Here is a 15,562-nt window from a genome sequence, read left to right on the forward strand (position 1 = left end):
GCCCACATGATCGGTAACTGGAACTACGGTACGGGCCGCCGCAAGAGCGCCGTCGCTCGCGTCTTCATTAAGTCGGGCAAGGGCGATATCGTCGTCAATGGCAAGCCCATCGCCGACTACTTCTCGCGCGAAACCTCGCTGATGATCGTGCGTCAGCCGCTGGAACTCACGAATCACGCAAGCACGTTCGACATCAAGGTCAACGTGTCGGGCGGCGGTGAAACGGGTCAGGCAGGCGCGGTTCGCCACGGCATCACCCGCGCGCTGATGGACTACGACGCAACGCTCAAGTCGCAACTGTCGAACGCTGGCTTCGTCACCCGCGACGCGCGTGAAGTGGAACGTAAGAAGGTCGGTTTCCACAAGGCACGCCGCCGGAAGCAGTTCTCGAAGCGTTAAGCGCTTTGGCGCTTCGCCTCCGTCTTACTGGACGCGAAGTTGCCCGAAAAAGCCGCCCGCACCGCACGTGCCGGCGGCTTTTTTTGTTCTGACGCGCGCTGCGCCAAATTGTGTCGAATTTGCTTTAGCCCATTGATTTCATGGACATCGAGCACGATGTTAGGAAGAGCCCTACAATAGCGGTTAGAAGCTTAATTGGAGAATTCGAATGAGCACTGTGAGCGACACCCCCACGACCGAGATGCCTTTGCCCTTCGTCTTCACCGACGCGGCCGCGGACAAGGTCAAGCAATTGATCGATGAAGAAGGCAATCCGGAACTGAAACTGCGCGTGTTCGTGCAGGGCGGCGGATGCTCGGGCTTCCAGTATGGTTTTACGTTCGACGAAGCCGTCAACGAAGACGACACCGTAATGGACAAGGCGGGCGTGCAATTGCTCGTCGATTCGATGAGCTATCAATATCTCGTCGGCGCGGAGATCGACTATAAGGACGACCTCAATGGCGCGCAGTTCGTGATCAAGAATCCGAACGCCACGACCACTTGCGGTTGCGGATCGTCGTTCTCGGTCTGAGTTCGGTTTAGCGGTCGAATGAAAAACGGAGCCTTCGGGCTCCGTTTTCGTTTCAGGCTTTAGTGGGCTCAGTGCGGATAGATTGCGCCGAGCACGCGTTCGCCCGCTGCGCCCGTCACGGCTGCCAGATTGCCGGGCTTGCGCGCGACGCAGCGCATTGCGAGCCACGCGAAGGCAAAAGCCTCGACCTGTTGCGGCGGCACGCCGAGCGCGTCGGTCGTCATGACGGGAACGCCCGCCACGCCGCTTTCTTCCAGCGCCTGTTGAAGCATCCTGAGCAGCACCGGATTACGCGCGCCGCCGCCGCAAACGTAGACCGCGCGGGCGTCGGATGCGTGACGCTCGATCTCGCGCGCCACCGAAGTCGCCGTCAGCGCGGCGAGCGTGGCTTGTACATCGGCGGGAGCGAGGCCCGTGAACGCCGCGAGTTTGGCGTCGAGCCATGCGGGATTGAACAAGTCGCGCCCGGTACTCTTGGGCGGTGCTTCCTGAAAGAACGGTTCGTCGAGAAACGCGTTCAAGAGAGCCTGATCGACTTGACCCGATGCCGCGAATTGTCCGCCATCGTCATAGGGTCTTTGCAGATGACGAAGCGCCCATTCGTCGAGCAGCGCATTTGCCGGGCCGCAGTCGAAGCCGCGTACCGCGCCGCTCGACGAGAGAATCGTGATGTTGCTGATACCGCCGAGATTGCAGACCACGCGCGTTTCGTTTTTCGCGCCGAAGAGCGTCGCGTGAAACGCCGGCACGAGCGGCGCGCCCTGGCCGCCGGCGGCGACATCGCGGCTGCGGAAATCTGCTATTACGTCGATGTTCGTCATTTCCGCCAGCAACGCGGGATTGTTGATCTGGCGCGTGTAACCCTTTTCCGGCCGATGCCGCACCGTCTGGCCATGCACGCCGATTGCGCGCACCTTTGTGGACGAATAGCCGCTCATGCTCTGCAATTCGTGGCAGCAAACGGCGTAGCGCGTGGCGAGCGCGTTGGCGGCGAGCGCCTCGCGTTCAAGCTCGTTGGCGCCGGGCGCTTGCAGTTCGAAAAGCGCGTCGCGCAGACCCTTCGAGAACGAGACGTGAGCCTCGCCAAGAACAACGGGCGTCTTGCCGGTCGCGAACTGCACCGCGACGCCATCGACGCCATCCATGCTCGTGCCGGACATCAAACCGAAGTACACGCCGTCCGCCGCGCCGCTTTCGATTACCTCGGTCTTTTTACCCACGCTGCTCTCCTTCGATTCGCTCGAGTCCGCTAAGCCGCGATTATCCGCGTAACTGGCCGAATCGTTAAGCGGCGTCAAAAGCCTCGTTCTGCAATTCGGGCGCGATTGCTGGCCGAAAGGGCGCGAAAGGGCACGTCATCGCGTAAAATCGTCGGCTCGAACCTGCAATTGCACTCATTTTCGCGAATGTCGCCGCGTTGTTCGGACGGCTTCGTCATCGGCGTTAGTGCCGCCCGCGACCGCTCATTTTGACCTCACAAGCCGCAAAGCATGACCACTGAATCCAACGCACCTGCCGCGCAAGCCTTTCCGATTACCGACGAAGTGCGCAACGCGCTCGCCATTGCCAAGCGCGGTTGCGACGAACTGCTGATCGAAGATGAATTCGCGCAGAAGCTCGCCAAAAGCGCGGCCACGGGCAAGCCGCTGCGCATCAAGCTCGGCCTCGATCCGACGGCGCCGGACATTCATATCGGCCATACGGTCGTGCTGAACAAGATGCGCCAGTTGCAGGACCTCGGGCATCAGGTCATTTTTCTGATCGGTGATTTCACTTCGCTGATCGGCGATCCCTCCGGCCGCAACGCCACCCGCCCGCCGCTCACACGCGAGCAGATCGAAAACAACGCAAAGACGTATTTCGAACAGGCCGCGCTCGTGCTCGACCGCGAGAAGACCGAGATTCGCTACAACAGCGAATGGTCGATGCCGCTCGGCGCCGACGGCATGATCAAGCTGGCATCGCGCTACACGGTCGCGCGCATTCTGGAACGCGAGGATTTCACCAAGCGCTTTCAGGGCGGCGTGCCCATTTCCATCCACGAGTTGCTTTACCCGCTGATGCAAGGCTACGACTCCGTCGCGCTGAACGCGGACCTCGAACTCGGCGGCACGGACCAAAAATTCAATCTGCTTGTCGGCCGCGAATTGCAAAAGCAATACGGTCAAGAGCAGCAATGTATTCTGACGATGCCGCTGCTCGAAGGTCTCGATGGCGTCGAGAAGATGTCGAAGTCGAAGCACAATTACGTCGGCATCAGCGAGAAGCCGACGGAGATGTTCGGCAAGCTGATGAGCATCTCCGACGTGCTCATGTGGCGATATTTCGAACTGCTGTCTTTCCGCAGCATCGAGGAAATCGCGGGCTTCAAGAAGGAAGCGGAAGGCGGCCGCAATCCGCGCGACTTCAAGGTGTTGCTGGCGCAGGAGATCGTCACGCGCTTTCATTCCGCGCCGGATGCCGAGCGCGCGCTCGAAGACTTCAATCATCGCGCGAAGGGCGGCGTGCCGGACGATATCCCGAGCGTCACGCTCGCGGGTGCGCCGCTCGCCATTGGTCAGTTGCTCAAGCAGGCGGGACTCGCGCCATCGACGAGCGAAGCGCTGCGTAACATCGAGCAGAACGGCGTGAAGATCGATGGCGTGACCATCACCGACAAAGGCTTGAAGGTCGAGGCGGGCGAGTTCGTCGTGCAAGTCGGCAAGCGCCGTTTTGCGCGGATCACGTTGACCGCATGATTGCGCTCATCCAGCGCGTGGCGCGCGCCGACGTGCGCGTGGGCGAGCGTGTCACGGGCGCCATCGGCGCAGGCTTGCTCGCGCTGGTCTGCGCCGAGCGCGGCGACAACGAAGCAACCGCCGACAAGCTGCTGGCGAAGATGCTTGCGTATCGAGTCTTCAGCGACGCTGCCGGCAAGATGAATCTTTCCGTGCAGAACATGGATGGCGCGGGGCGCGCGGGCGGCGTCTTGCTGGTGTCGCAATTCACGCTTGCCGCCGATACGTCGAGCGGCTTGCGTCCGAGCTTCACGCCCGCCGCGCCGCCCGACGAAGGCAAGCGCCTCTTCGACCACTTCGTGCTCGAGGCGCGTAAGAAGCATCCGGTGGTCGAGACCGGCGAATTCGGTGCGGACATGCAGGTATCGCTCGTGAACGACGGGCCGGTCACATTCTGGCTGCAAGTGCGGCCGCAACCGGAAACGCCATGACCACTCAGGTCCTTTTCATTCGCCACGGCGAAACCGACTGGAATCGCATCAAGCGCATACAAGGGCATATCGACATTCCGCTCTCCGAGCACGGGCGTCTGCAGGCCGAGCAACTGGGCCGGCGCATGGCGCGCGAGGGCGGGCTCGATGCGGTCTATTCGAGTGACCTGCAACGCGCGCAGCAAACGGCGCGTCCTTTCGCGGATGCGCTCGGGCTCGAACTGTGTCTTTCGAAGGGACTGCGCGAGCGCTTGTACGGCGCGTTTCAAGGTCATGACAGCGACGAGATCAGCGAGAAGTTTCCTGCGGAGTTCGTCGAGTGGCAAACGCGGGACCCGGGTTTTACGCCGCCGGGTGGCGAATCACAGCGGGTGTTTTATCACCGTGTCGTGCATGCAATGGAGCCTATCCTAGCCGCGCATCCGGGCGGGCGCATTGCGTGCGTGGCGCATGGCGGCGTGCTGGACTGCATCTATCGGTTTGCTAAGAAGCTGTCGTTGCAGGACGCTCGCGACTGGCCGTTGTTGAATTGCAGCGTCAATGTCGTTGATTACGACGGGGATGCGGCGAGGGTGGTTTCGTGGGGCGACGTTTCGCATCTGGCGACAGATACGGACGACGATGGGTTGCGAAAGCAAGCCTAACCCTCACCCCTTCGCATCCCAAAGCTCCCGAATCGGCCCTGCATCGGGCGCAGCCAGCCCGAAGTGCCGATACGTCAGCAACGTCGCCACGCGTCCGCGCGGCGTGCGTTGCAAATATCCTTGCTGAATCAGATACGGCTCCAGCACGTCTTCGATGGTATCGCGCTCTTCGCCGATAGCCGCCGCAAGATTATCCACGCCCACCGGGCCGCCATCGAACTTCTGCAGGATGGCTTCGAGCAGCTTGCGGTCCATCAGGTCGAAGCCGACGGGGTCGACATCGAGCATCTTCAGCGCGGCATCCGCGACTTCGGCGGTAATGTTGCCGTCCGCTTTCACCTCGGCGAAATCGCGCACGCGGCGCAGCAGCCGGTTCGCGATACGCGGCGTGCCACGCGAACGCCGCGCAATCTCGAGCGCGCCCTCGGGCACGATCTCCGCCTTCAGCAACGAAGCCGAACGCGACACGATACGCGCCAGTTCGCTCGCGTTATAAAACTCGAGCCGCGACACAATGCCGAAGCGGTCGCGCAGAGGATTGGTCAACATGCCCGCGCGCGTGGTCGCGCCGACGAGCGTGAACGGCTGCAGATCCAGTTTCACGCTACGCGCGGCCGGGCCTTCGCCGATCATGATGTCGATCTGATAATCCTCCAGTGCCGGATAAAGAATTTCCTCGACGACCGGCGAGAGCCGATGAATCTCGTCGATGAACAACACGTCATTCGCTTCGAGATTGGTGAGGAGGGCAGCGAGGTCGCCCGCGCGTTCCAGCACCGGCCCTGAGGTCTGTCGCAAATTAACGCCCATTTCCCGCGCGATGATGTGTGCGAGTGTCGTCTTGCCAAGACCCGGCGGCCCGAACAGCAGTACATGATCGAGCGCTTCCGAACGGCGCTTGGCCGCCTCGATGAAAATCTCGAGCTGGCCGCGCACCTTTTCCTGGCCGACGTATTCGTCGAGCTGGCGCGGTCGCAACGCGCGCTCGAAGGCTTCTTCGTTCGGCGAGACGGGCGTGGCCGCGATGATGCGCTCAGCGGCGAGTTTGTCGGTTTCGATCATCCGTCGATTGTACAGCGAGCTTTCCCGCGATGAACCTGGCCGAACGGCCTAATGGCGCAACACGCGAAACGCCCGCAGAATCAGCCTTTCGAGAGCGCCTTGAGCGCGAGCTTGATGCCCTCGGAGACGCCGGTTCCGGCAGGCACGTTCTTGATCGCGGTGAGCGCTTCTTTCTCGGAATAGCCGAGCGCAAGCAGGGCATTGAGGATGTCGGAGGCGTGATCGGACTGCGAAGCCGCGCTTGCCATTGCGCCGAGATCGGCGCCGAGCTTGCCCTTGAGTTCGAGCAGCAGACGTTCGGCCGTCTTCTTGCCGATGCCCGGGACGCGCGTGAGGCGCGCGGCGTCCTGCGTCGTCACCGTTTGCGAGAGCTCCTGCACGCTCATGCCGGAGAGCACGGCCAGCGCCATGCGCGCGCCGATGCCGCTGATCTTTAACAACTCGCGAAACGTCGAACGCTCCTGCGCGGTGAGAAATCCGTACAGCAGATGCGCGTCCTCACGCACGATCATCTGCGTGAGCAGGACGACCTTCTCGCCGGCATGCGGCAGGTTGTAGAAGGTGCTCATCGGCACGTCGATTTCGTAGCCGACGCCGCCGCAATCGACGAGCAGATGCGGCGGATTTTTTTCCAGCAGAACGCCGGCAATGCGACCGATCATATTTGCAGTAAGTATCGAGGTTGATTAGCCGATGAGACGACCGCGCCTGACGCGCAAGCCTTTTTTCGCCAGCGACGGCGCGATGGTGCCGAGCGCCGCGAGGCCGGTGCCGCCATGCGCATGGCAGATCGCCATGCCGAGCGCATCCGCTGCGTCGGTGCTGGGTACGCCTGTCAGGCCGAGCAGACGCACGACCATCTGCTGCATTTGCTCCTTGGTGGCGCGGCCATAGCCGACCACGGCTTGCTTCAATTGCAGCGCGGTGTATTCCGCGACCGGCAGGCCGCTCGCCACCATGCCGCAGATGGCCGCGCCGCGCGCCTGGCCAAGCAGCAGCGTGGACTGCGGATTCACGTTCACGAAGACTTTTTCGATCGCCGCCTGATCTGGATTGTGCTGCCCGATGAGCGTGGAAATGCCCTCGAAGATGGTGTTCAGACGCGAAGGCAAGTCTGCGTCGGCTGTCTTGATCACGCCGCTCGTCACGTAGGTGAGCGAGTGCCCGGACTTGTCGATGATGCCGAAGCCGGTCACGCGCAAGCCCGGATCGATGCCTAGAATTCTCATGTTTGCGGAAATGCGCTCCGGCGTGGCGGTCGTTCGAAATGAAATTGGCCTATTTGTGCCGCCAATCAGCAGGCAGCGCAAACAGGCCAATAATAAAGGATGCCGCAGCGATTAATGGCGGAAATGACGCGTGCCGGTGAGAATCATCGCAACATTGTGCTCGTCGGCGGCGGCGACCACTTCGTCGTCGCGCATGGAGCCGCCTGGCTGGATCACGCAGGTCGCGCCTGCATTGACCACCACGTCGAGCCCGTCGCGGAACGGGAAGAACGCGTCCGAAGCCACGGCCGAGCCGGTCAGCGTGAGACCCGCGTTCTGCGCCTTGATGCCCGCAATGCGCGCCGAATCCACGCGGCTCATCTGCCCCGCGCCGACGCCAAGCGTCATGCCGCCGCCGCAGAACACGATGGCGTTCGACTTCACGAACTTCGCCACGCGCCACGCAAACATGAGGTCGTCCATTTCCTTGGGCGTGGGGTGGCGCTTCGTCACCACGCGCAGTTCATGCGGCTGCACGTTCTTCGAATCGAGCGATTGCACCAGCAGCCCGCCGCCCACGCGCTTCAGGTCGAACGCGTTATGACCGTCGCCGAGCGCGATCTGCAAGAGACGCACGTTCTGCTTGGCCGCGAACACCGCGCGCGCGGCATCGCTGAACGAAGGCGCGATCAGCACTTCGACGAACTGCTTGGCTACGGCCTGCGCCGCCGCTTCGTCCACTTCGCGATTGAACGCGATGATGCCGCCGAACGCCGACGTAGGATCGGTCTTGAACGCCTTGGAGTAGGCTTCGTGCGCGTTTGCGCCGAGCGCCACGCCACACGGATTCGCATGCTTGATGATGACGCAGGCGGGCGCGTCGAAGGTTTTCACGCATTCCCATGCCGCGTCGGAATCGGCGATGTTGTTGTACGAGAGTTCCTTGCCCTGCAACTGCTCGTAGTTAGCGAGCGCGCCAGCGGGCACCGCGAGATCGCGATAGAACGCCGCGCTCTGATGCGGATTCTCGCCGTAACGCAGATCCTGCACCTTCTCGAAAGCGACGTTGAAGGTTGCCGGATACGTATTGCGAGTTGCGTGTTGAAGCTCGTCGGTCAGACTCGTCAGATAGTTCGTGATCGCACCGTCGTATTGCGCGGTATGCGCGAACACTTTGGTGGCGAGACGGAAGTTCGTCTTGTAGGCCACGCTGTTGTGATTCGCGCGCATTTCGTCGAGCACGGTGGCGTAATCGGCCGGATCGACGATCACGGTGACATCGCGATGATTCTTCGCCGCCGAGCGCAGCATGGTCGGCCCGCCGATGTCGATGTTCTCGATGGCGTCTTCCAGCGAGCACTCTTCCTTCGCCACGGTCTGCACGAACGGATACAGATTCACCACCAGCAGATCGATGGTCGGAATGTCGTGCTTTTCCAGCGCCGCCATGTGCTCCGGCAGATCGCGGCGCGCGAGAATGCCGCCGTGAACCTTGGGATGCAGCGTCTTCACGCGCCCATCGAGCATTTCCGGAAAGCCGGTGTAGTCGGCGACCTCCGTGACGGGCAAGCCCGCGTCGGCCAGCAGTTTCGCCGTGCCGCCGGTCGAGAGGAGCTTGACGCCAAGCTCCGCCAGCGATTTGGCGAAGTCGATGATGCCGGATTTGTCGGAAACGGAAATGAGCGCTTGCTTGATCATGGTGAACACTGAAACCAAAAAGGATAGCCAGGCCAGACCAGGGCGGACGCCCCGGTCCGATGAATCAAATCAATCCGTGCTGCTGAAGCTTCTTGCGTAATGTGTTGCGGTTGATGCCGAGATACTCGGCCGCAAGCGACTGGTTGCCGCCTGCCTGCTCGAGCACCACTTCGAGCAGCGGTTTTTCCACGCACGAAATCACCATGTCGTAGACGTCGTGCGGGTTGGAGCCGTCCAGATCCTGAAAATAATTGTCCAGGCTCTGGCGGACGCATTGTTCGATGTTATGTCTGCTCATGCGGCTTTTTGTCGGTCTATGTCGTGATGCCCGCCGCACGATTCTTCGGCAGCCGCGTCGCAGTCGTCGCCGCTCTCGTCGACATAGACCAGACGGTCGGACAACGCTTTTTGCGCGTCGAAGAATTCGTTGACCGCGAGCAATTGTTCTTTGGTCGTGTCCAGCGTATTCATCCGGTGCCGGAAGGTGTTGGCGCCGGAAAGGCCGCGAGTGTACCAGCCGATGTGCTTACGCGCAGTCCGTACGCCCGTGAATTCCCCGTAGAAAGCGTAGTGATCTTCGAGGTGCTCGTTCATCACCTGCTGGATCTCTTCGATGAGCGGCGGCGGCAGCCGTTCGCCCGTCGTCAGAAAATGTTCGATCTCGCGAAAGAGCCACGGTCGACCCTGCGCCGCGCGGCCAATCATGATCGCGTCCGCGCCCGTCACCGTCAGCACGTGCCGCGCCTTCTCGGGCGTCGTGATGTCGCCGTTCGCGACCACCGGAATCTTCACCGCGTTCTTGACGGCCGCGATGGTCTCGTATTCGGCGTCGCCCTTATAGAGGTCCGCGCGCGTGCGGCCATGCACGGTGAGCATGGAGATGCCGGCATCTTCCGCGATCCGCGCGATGTTCAGCGCGTTCTTGTTCTCGCGATTCCACCCCGTGCGAATCTTGAGCGTGACGGGCACGGCATCCGGCCCTACGCCGACGGCCTGAACCACCGTCTCGACGATACGCGCCACGAGTTCTTCGTTCTGCAGGAGCGCGGAACCCGCCGCGACGTTGCAAACCTTCTTGGCGGGACATCCCATGTTGATGTCGATGACCTGCGCGCCGTTCGCGACGTTGTGGCGCGCGGCTTCGGCCAGCATCCGCGGATCCGCGCCCGCGATCTGAACGGAGATTGGCTCGACTTCGCCCGCGTGGTTGGCGCGCCGCATGGTCTTTTCGCTCTTCCACAACTGCGCGTTCGAAGCGACCATCTCCGACACCGCGTAGCCCGCGCCCATGCGCTTGCAGAGCTGACGGAACGGTCGGTCGGTGACGCCTGCCATCGGGGCGACGAACAGGTTGTTGCGCAGAACGTGTGAACCAATGCTTGGCATGAAGGCTTGGGCGTGGCGCCGACGACATAAAGCAAGGCGCCATGAAAAGCGCCGCGCTGCGTCGAGCGTTTGCTAGTGCTGAAGGGAAACGCGTATTTTAACGCGAAGCGGGTGCTGAAATTAAGAGCAATCGCGCGCAAGTCTTTAAATCTTCTATGAAAGCGGACGAGCTCATAGAGGATAAGTCGGGCTTTGTGCTGACGAATGAGGCGGCGTCGCGTCTTGCGACGGGCCGCCAAATACAGATAGAAAGCGGATCAGCGTCTTTGCCCGAACATCATCTGACGGGCGAGCGCCGTCTTCAATGGCGGCAGGAACTCGAGCGCCGTCAAGGCAAGCCCGCGCATCGCGGCAAGCGGAGCGAAGTCCACCGTGAAGATGCGCGCGAGCGTATCGGTGGCGCCGATCGTCAGACGCCGGTCGAGCGCGCGGCATTGAGCGAAGCGCAGAAGCGCAAGCGGACGCGCGCCATCGGCGGACAAGGCATCCGACAGCGCGCGTGCATCGCGCAAGCCCAGGTTCAGGCCTTGACCCGCGACCGGGTGCAAGGTCTGCGCCGCGTTGCCGATTGCGACCGTGCGGCGATCCACCAGCGCGTGGAGCGCGGTGAGCCCGAGCGGAAACGCCGCCCGCGACGCGATGCGCGTGAAGCGGCCCATGCGCGTACCGAAGGCATCGCCGAGTTCGGCGAGAAACGCCGAGTCGTCGAGCTGCATGCGCCGCGCGGCTTCGTCGGGCGAACCGCACCAGACGAGCGAATAGTCCGCGTGACGCGCGCCGCCGCAGGGCAACAACGCAATCGGACCTTCGCGCGTGAAGCGCTCCCATGCCACGTTCGCCTGAGGCTCCGATACGCTCACCGTACCGACGATCGCCGTTTGCCCATAATCGCGCGCGTGCCGTTCGTTCGAGACGGCGCTCTCGCCCGAAGTCTGCTGATACAGCCCGCCTTCCGCGTTCACCAGCACGCGCACGCGGATCGTGCGTTCGCCCGCCGACGACTTGAGCGGCAAGGTGACGCCCTCGTCGTCCTGCAGCGGCGGCAGCGCGGAGGTCTCGGTGAGCCAGTCCACGTTCGTTGCGCGCACCCCGCTGGCAAGCGCACTGACGAGCGAACCGTAGCGCACCACGTAGCCCAGCTCGGGCAACTCGTGTTCGTCGTGCTCGATCAGCGTGCGGCCGAAGTGCCCGCGCTGCGACACGTGGATGCGGCGGATCGGCGTGGCATCGGCGGGAAAGCCGAGCGGCTGAAGCATCACGCGGCTGCCATGCGAGAGCGCGAGCGAACGCGGATCGCTCGCGGCGGCTTCAGGCGTGCGCGCGTCGATCAACGCGATCGACAAGCGTTGCGTGGCGCTGCGCCGCGCAAGCCAGCCCGCGAGCGCGAGCCCGACCGGCCCCGCGCCGACAATGGCGATGTCATGGTCGAAATGCCCTTCGTCGTGCACGGGCCTGGTCGTGTCGTTCATATCAGTCTTGGTTCGATTCGCGCATAAGCGCTTCGATTTCGTCGGCATCGACGGGCACTTCGCGGGTGAGCAGCTCGCAGCCATCGGGCGTGACGATGGCGTCGTCCTCGATACGAATGCCGATGTTCCAGTAGCGCTCGGGCACGTCTTCGGCGGCGCGCACGTAAAGGCCTGGTTCGATGGTGAGCGCGTTGCCCGCCGCGAGCGTGCGCCACTCGCGCGCGCCCTGCGCATCGCGCGGGCCGTCGGCGTTGCGATAGTCGCCCGCGTCATGCACGTCCATGCCGAGCCAGTGCCCCGTGCGATGCATGTAGAAGCGCGCGAAGGCGCGTTCGCCGATCACGTCGTCGATAGTGCCGAACTTCGCTTTATCGAGGATGCCGGTATCGAGCAAACCTTGCGACAGCACTTTCACCGCAGCCTGATGCGGTGCGTCGAAACTGACGCCGGCGCGGGTCGCTTCGATGGCGGCGCTTTGCGCGGCCAGCACGATGTCGTAAAGCTCGCGCTGCGGCGGCGTGAACAGACCGCTTGCCGGGAAAGTGCGTGTGATGTCGGAGGCGTAGCCGTCGAGTTCGCAGGCGGCGTCGATGAGGATCAGGTCGCCATCCCGCGCGATGGCATTGCCCGCCGGATAGTGCAGCACGCAGGCATTCGCCCCCGCCGCGACGATGGAACCGTAAGCGGGCGCCTGCGCGCCGCGTCGGCGGAACGTATAGAGCAGTTCGGCTTCGATCTCGTATTCGTGCATGCCGGGACGACACGCACGCATGGCGCGCCGATGCGCTTCGGCTGAAATCGACCCGGCGCGTCGCATGATCGCGATTTCGTGCGCGTCTTTCACGAGCCGCATTTCGTCGAGCAGCGGCAGGAGATTGCGTGCCTCTTCCGGCGTGCGAACACCGCTGCGGCCTTGCGCGCGCACGGCGGCGAGCCAGCCGCGCACTTGCGCGTCCACTTCCGCCGATGCCCCGAGCGCGTAGTACAACGCGGGTCTGTCCGCGATGAGACGCGGCATCTCCTCGTCGAGCGAATCGATGGCGAAGGCGGCATCGAAACCGAAGGCATCGCGCGCGGCTTCGGGGCCAAACCGAAAGCCTTCCCAGGTTTCGCGCTCGGCGTTCTTTTCGCGACAAAAGAGGATGAATGCAGGCTCGCCGTCTTGCGCGCTCGCGTTCAGCACGAGCGTCGCCTCGGGCTCGGTGAAGCCTGTCAGATAGTAGAAATAGCTGTCGTGGCGAAAGGGGTAGTCGGCGTCGCGGTTACGCAAGACTTCCGGCGCGGTAGCCACGACGGCGATGCCCCCGCCTTGAGCGCGCATCGCGGCGAGCACGCGTTCGCGGCGGCCGCGATAGACGTCGACGGCGATGGGGCTGGCAAGTTCGGTGAGTGAGTTCATTCGCCGATTGTAGCGCCGGGTTTCGATGCAGGGGGACTCGGCCATTCGGCCTGTTGGTGAGTGCGGTGAGGGTAGGGCAGAATTTGCGGTCGAGTGGAGCGCGCGGGGCGTATGTGCTTTCGTCGCGGACGAATCGGCGCGCGGAATGTCGATTTTCGGCGATGCGCAGGGTCTCAGGCCCGATGGATCTACGCAGCATCACGGATTGATTCGTCGCATGTCTTCGACCTCCGTGGTGCGCACTGTCGGCAGTCGAGTCACCGAAGCGAAGCGGCGAACGCCGCACTGCGACGTGTCGCCTACTCGCAAACCAAGCTGCTTACTCTTCGCTCGCCCGATTCCGCACGCTGCCCGCGATCAGATCGAAGCGGAACAAACGGCATTCGAGCGCGCCATTAAAGAGCGGCGTCTTGGTCGATTCGCGCAACCGCAACATGCCCGGCAGCTTTCGGTCCGAGGTCAGCACGTAGGCGCGCCAGCCCGGGAAGCGTTGCTTGAGCGCGTTGCCGAAGGAGATGAAGAATTCGGTATCGGCGGGATCGGGTTGAGCGCGCGCGAAGGCTTCTTCGTCGTCACGATCGTCGCGACGCGAGCGCGGCGTGTCGCGAATCTCGCCGCGCGGGCCGCGTCCACGCACTTCGATCCGCTCGCCATACGGCGGATTCGCCACGAGAATGCCGGGCGCTTCCGTGGGCGGCATCATGTTGCGGGCATCGACCTGTTTGAGCTGCAGGTTCGATACACCGGCGCGGCTCAGATTGGCACGCGCCTTTTCCAGCATGTCGCCGGAGATGTCGCTGCCGAAGATGTTCAACTCCGAGCGCGCCGAACGCGCGGCGCGCTTCGCTTCGCCAGCGGCCGACTTGAGCTTCTGCCACATGCCCGGATGAAACGGCTTGAGCTTCTCGAAGCCAAAGCGCCGTTCGCTACCCGGCGCAATATCGAGCGCGGTCTGCGCGGCTTCGGCGAGGAAGGTGCCGCTGCCGCACATCGGATCGAAGAGCGGCGTGCCGGGCGTCCATCCCGTGAGACGCAGGATGCCGGCTGCAAGATTCTCGCGCAGGGGCGCCGCGCCCTTGTCCAGACGCCAGCCGCGCTTGAAGAGCGGCTCGCCGGAGGTATCGAGATAGAGCGTGCATTCGTTCACCGTGAGGAACGCGAACACGCGCACGTCCGGCTGCGCGGTGTCGATGCTCGGGCGCGCGCCGGCGACATCGCGCAGGCGGTCGCAGACGGCATCTTTGACACGCAGCGTCGTGAATTCGAGGCTCTTCACCGGCGACTTGATGGCGGTGAGATCGACGCGCATTGTCTGGCTCGGCGTGAACCATTGCTCCCAGCGCTGCTGGTGCGTGAGTTCGTAGATATCGTGTTCGTTGCGATACGGGCCCTGCGCGATCTTCAAGAGCACGCGGCTCGCAATACGCGAATGCAGATTCGCCGCCATGCCCGCGACCCAGCCGCCCCGGAAGTGCACGCCACCGGGAACCTGTGCGCCGACGGCAAGCGTTCCGCCGCCGGATAACGGCGCGCTTGCGACATGGCGCTCCCCGATCTCGGCGAGCTCGGCGGCAAGCGGCGCTTCGAGACCGCGCGGGCAGGGGACAAACCAGTCGAAGAGGGGGGAGGACATGAGGGGGCTTTCGTTTGCGTGAATCGGAAGGCGACATTGTACGCGGCAGGTGGTTCGGCCGACCGGCGGCGCATTTCAGACGATTCACGTTGTGTACCAGCCGCTTAACATTTACCGTCGCACCGCCGTTGCTTTCATGGCGGCCAGATAGTAGCTCGTCCAACTTGTCGGGAAAAAAAGATGGAAGCCGCAGTGCAGCATGTACTAGACGCGCTCAGAGATGCAGAGCCACTCAGAGCGAAAGCTCTTGAGAAAGAAAAAAAGCCGCAACATCAAAAGAGAAAGCGGCTAACAAGTATTGTCTTTTATGGAGGTTTCTTCGTTGTCTTCCTCGCAGGGTTTTTCGCTTGGATGGCAAAACATCAATTTCTGCCTGGGAGGACGGGTTGGCTGCTAACCTTTACTGTCGTCTGGTTGATCTGGCTGGTTTCCAATCTTGTTATCGCTTGGCCAGAAAGCGGCCAATTAAAGCTAGCCTTTCAGTTTAGGCAGTACGAGAACCTGCGCGAACGAAAAGAGTTCGAGCACGATATGACGTTTGCCAGCAGGTTAGCTGCATTTCCAACAGCAGACTTGCAGAGCGCCACCGAATGGATTCGTATTGTCTCCGAGCGTCGAAAAGCCGCCATTGCACGATGCATTGGGTCCGTCGACAAAATCGCGCTATCGGCACTAGTCGCGACTCTTGTCGAAGCGAGTGGAACCCTTAAAGGTGTGGATGCGATTATTCACTTTAAGAGCTTCGAGAACCTGTCCGCATTTTTGTGTGCGAGGCGGTTAGCGGAGTCACCCGCGTGCGTTGGTGAAACGCTCTCCAAACAGGATGGCAAACTGGTTCATCGCGGACGACCAGTCGAACGCCGCGCGTACTGACTTTGCCAG

General features: G+C 62.5%; 16 protein-coding genes. 6 read left to right on the plus strand and 10 right to left on the minus strand.

Going from position 1 to position 15,562, the window contains the following annotated elements:
• The first annotated feature begins 6 nt into the window (after positions 1-6).
• Complete coding sequence (gene rpsI, locus NCT04_RS01945; protein ID WP_244826989.1) at positions 7-399, plus strand: 30S ribosomal protein S9; 393 nt, start codon at positions 7-9, stop codon at positions 397-399.
• A 208-nt stretch (positions 400-607) separates the two neighbouring features.
• The gene (gene erpA / locus NCT04_RS01950; RefSeq protein ID WP_244826990.1) at positions 608-973 is read left to right on the plus strand and encodes an iron-sulfur cluster insertion protein ErpA; all 366 of its coding nucleotides are present in this window, start codon (positions 608-610) and stop codon (positions 971-973) included.
• A gap of 68 nt (positions 974-1,041) precedes the next feature.
• On the opposite strand, the gene NCT04_RS01955 is transcribed toward erpA, so the two are convergent.
• On the minus strand, positions 1,042-2,172 hold the full coding sequence (locus NCT04_RS01955; protein ID WP_309964158.1) for an anhydro-N-acetylmuramic acid kinase: 1,131 nt from the start codon (positions 2,170-2,172) through the stop codon (positions 1,042-1,044).
• Between the two features lie 291 nt (positions 2,173-2,463).
• On the opposite strand from NCT04_RS01955, the gene tyrS reads away from it, so the two are divergent.
• Genes tyrS through NCT04_RS01970 form a run of 3 tightly spaced genes read left to right on the plus strand, consistent with a single transcriptional unit; the run spans position 2,464 to position 4,825 of the window.
• Positions 2,464-3,711 (plus strand): tyrosine--tRNA ligase, encoded by a 1,248-nt coding sequence (tyrS, locus tag NCT04_RS01960; protein WP_250463004.1) that lies wholly within the window; start codon positions 2,464-2,466, stop codon positions 3,709-3,711.
• Positions 3,708-4,181: a D-aminoacyl-tRNA deacylase gene (gene dtd / locus NCT04_RS01965; protein ID WP_250463006.1), complete on the plus strand. Its 474-nt coding sequence runs from the start codon at positions 3,708-3,710 to the stop codon at positions 4,179-4,181. Before tyrS ends, dtd begins: the two co-directional genes overlap by 4 nt.
• Positions 4,178-4,825 (plus strand): histidine phosphatase family protein, encoded by a 648-nt coding sequence (locus tag NCT04_RS01970; RefSeq protein WP_250463009.1) that lies wholly within the window; start codon positions 4,178-4,180, stop codon positions 4,823-4,825. Before dtd ends, NCT04_RS01970 begins: the two co-directional genes overlap by 4 nt.
• Positions 4,826-4,828: 3 nt before the next feature.
• Here the strand turns inward: NCT04_RS01970 and ruvB are convergent, their stop codons facing one another.
• The 9 genes from ruvB to NCT04_RS02015 all read right to left on the minus strand — a co-directional run bounded on the left by ruvB (position 4,829) and on the right by NCT04_RS02015 (position 14,680).
• Positions 4,829-5,887 (minus strand): Holliday junction branch migration DNA helicase RuvB, encoded by a 1,059-nt coding sequence (gene ruvB, locus NCT04_RS01975; protein WP_244826994.1) that lies wholly within the window; start codon positions 5,885-5,887, stop codon positions 4,829-4,831.
• Positions 5,888-5,967: 80 nt separating this feature from the next.
• Positions 5,968-6,549 carry a Holliday junction branch migration protein RuvA gene (ruvA, locus tag NCT04_RS01980; protein WP_244826995.1) on the minus strand — a complete coding sequence of 194 codons (582 nt, stop codon included), beginning with the start codon at positions 6,547-6,549 and terminating at the stop codon, positions 5,968-5,970.
• 24 nt (positions 6,550-6,573) lie between these two features.
• A complete protein-coding gene (gene ruvC / locus NCT04_RS01985) occupies positions 6,574-7,116 on the minus strand; it encodes a crossover junction endodeoxyribonuclease RuvC (RefSeq protein ID WP_244826996.1) in 543 nt (180 codons plus the stop codon).
• A gap of 111 nt (positions 7,117-7,227) precedes the next feature.
• Positions 7,228-8,793 (minus strand): bifunctional phosphoribosylaminoimidazolecarboxamide formyltransferase/IMP cyclohydrolase, encoded by a 1,566-nt coding sequence (gene purH / locus NCT04_RS01990; protein WP_250463012.1) that lies wholly within the window; start codon positions 8,791-8,793, stop codon positions 7,228-7,230.
• A gap of 64 nt (positions 8,794-8,857) precedes the next feature.
• Positions 8,858-9,091 carry a Fis family transcriptional regulator gene (locus NCT04_RS01995; protein ID WP_040052966.1) on the minus strand — a complete coding sequence of 78 codons (234 nt, stop codon included), beginning with the start codon at positions 9,089-9,091 and terminating at the stop codon, positions 8,858-8,860.
• A complete protein-coding gene (gene dusB, locus NCT04_RS02000; protein WP_244826998.1) occupies positions 9,088-10,179 on the minus strand; it encodes a tRNA dihydrouridine synthase DusB in 1,092 nt (363 codons plus the stop codon). The genes NCT04_RS01995 and dusB overlap by 4 nt, the downstream gene beginning before the upstream one ends.
• A 257-nt stretch (positions 10,180-10,436) precedes the next feature.
• Positions 10,437-11,648 carry a UbiH/UbiF/VisC/COQ6 family ubiquinone biosynthesis hydroxylase gene (locus NCT04_RS02005; protein ID WP_250463015.1) on the minus strand — a complete coding sequence of 404 codons (1,212 nt, stop codon included), beginning with the start codon at positions 11,646-11,648 and terminating at the stop codon, positions 10,437-10,439.
• A gap of 1 nt (position 11,649) precedes the next feature.
• Positions 11,650-13,047 carry an aminopeptidase P N-terminal domain-containing protein gene (locus NCT04_RS02010; RefSeq protein ID WP_250463018.1) on the minus strand — a complete coding sequence of 466 codons (1,398 nt, stop codon included), beginning with the start codon at positions 13,045-13,047 and terminating at the stop codon, positions 11,650-11,652.
• A 319-nt stretch (positions 13,048-13,366) separates the two neighbouring features.
• A complete protein-coding gene (locus NCT04_RS02015) occupies positions 13,367-14,680 on the minus strand; it encodes a THUMP domain-containing class I SAM-dependent RNA methyltransferase (protein WP_250463021.1) in 1,314 nt (437 codons plus the stop codon).
• A gap of 180 nt (positions 14,681-14,860) precedes the next feature.
• Here NCT04_RS02015 and NCT04_RS02020 point away from each other — a divergent pair, with 180 nt between their 5' ends.
• Positions 14,861-15,553, plus strand: coding sequence for a hypothetical protein (locus NCT04_RS02020; RefSeq protein ID WP_250463030.1), 693 nt, complete (start codon positions 14,861-14,863; stop codon positions 15,551-15,553).
• Positions 15,554-15,562 lie beyond the last annotated feature (9 nt).

The organism is Caballeronia sp. GAFFF2 (assembly GCF_023631485.1).
Classification (GTDB): domain Bacteria; phylum Pseudomonadota; class Gammaproteobacteria; order Burkholderiales; family Burkholderiaceae; genus Caballeronia.

Coding starts and splice junctions, on each gene's coding strand:
- NCT04_RS02020 (WP_250463030.1), top strand. CDS start 14,861: ATGGAAGCCGCAGTGCAGCATGTACTAGACGCGCTCAGAGATGCAGAG.
- dusB (WP_244826998.1), bottom strand. CDS start 10,179: ATGCCAAGCATTGGTTCACACGTTCTGCGCAACAACCTGTTCGTCGCC.
- NCT04_RS01995 (WP_040052966.1), bottom strand. CDS start 9,091: ATGAGCAGACATAACATCGAACAATGCGTCCGCCAGAGCCTGGACAAT.
- ruvB (WP_244826994.1), bottom strand. CDS start 5,887: ATGATCGAAACCGACAAACTCGCCGCTGAGCGCATCATCGCGGCCACG.
- NCT04_RS01970 (WP_250463009.1), top strand. CDS start 4,178: ATGACCACTCAGGTCCTTTTCATTCGCCACGGCGAAACCGACTGGAAT.
- rpsI (WP_244826989.1), top strand. CDS start 7: ATGATCGGTAACTGGAACTACGGTACGGGCCGCCGCAAGAGCGCCGTC.
- tyrS (WP_250463004.1), top strand. CDS start 2,464: ATGACCACTGAATCCAACGCACCTGCCGCGCAAGCCTTTCCGATTACC.
- ruvA (WP_244826995.1), bottom strand. CDS start 6,549: ATGATCGGTCGCATTGCCGGCGTTCTGCTGGAAAAAAATCCGCCGCAT.
- NCT04_RS02015 (WP_250463021.1), bottom strand. CDS start 14,680: ATGTCCTCCCCCCTCTTCGACTGGTTTGTCCCCTGCCCGCGCGGTCTC.
- NCT04_RS02005 (WP_250463015.1), bottom strand. CDS start 11,648: ATGAACGACACGACCAGGCCCGTGCACGACGAAGGGCATTTCGACCAT.
- dtd (WP_250463006.1), top strand. CDS start 3,708: ATGATTGCGCTCATCCAGCGCGTGGCGCGCGCCGACGTGCGCGTGGGC.
- purH (WP_250463012.1), bottom strand. CDS start 8,793: ATGATCAAGCAAGCGCTCATTTCCGTTTCCGACAAATCCGGCATCATC.
- erpA (WP_244826990.1), top strand. CDS start 608: ATGAGCACTGTGAGCGACACCCCCACGACCGAGATGCCTTTGCCCTTC.
- ruvC (WP_244826996.1), bottom strand. CDS start 7,116: ATGAGAATTCTAGGCATCGATCCGGGCTTGCGCGTGACCGGCTTCGGC.
- NCT04_RS02010 (WP_250463018.1), bottom strand. CDS start 13,047: ATGAACTCACTCACCGAACTTGCCAGCCCCATCGCCGTCGACGTCTAT.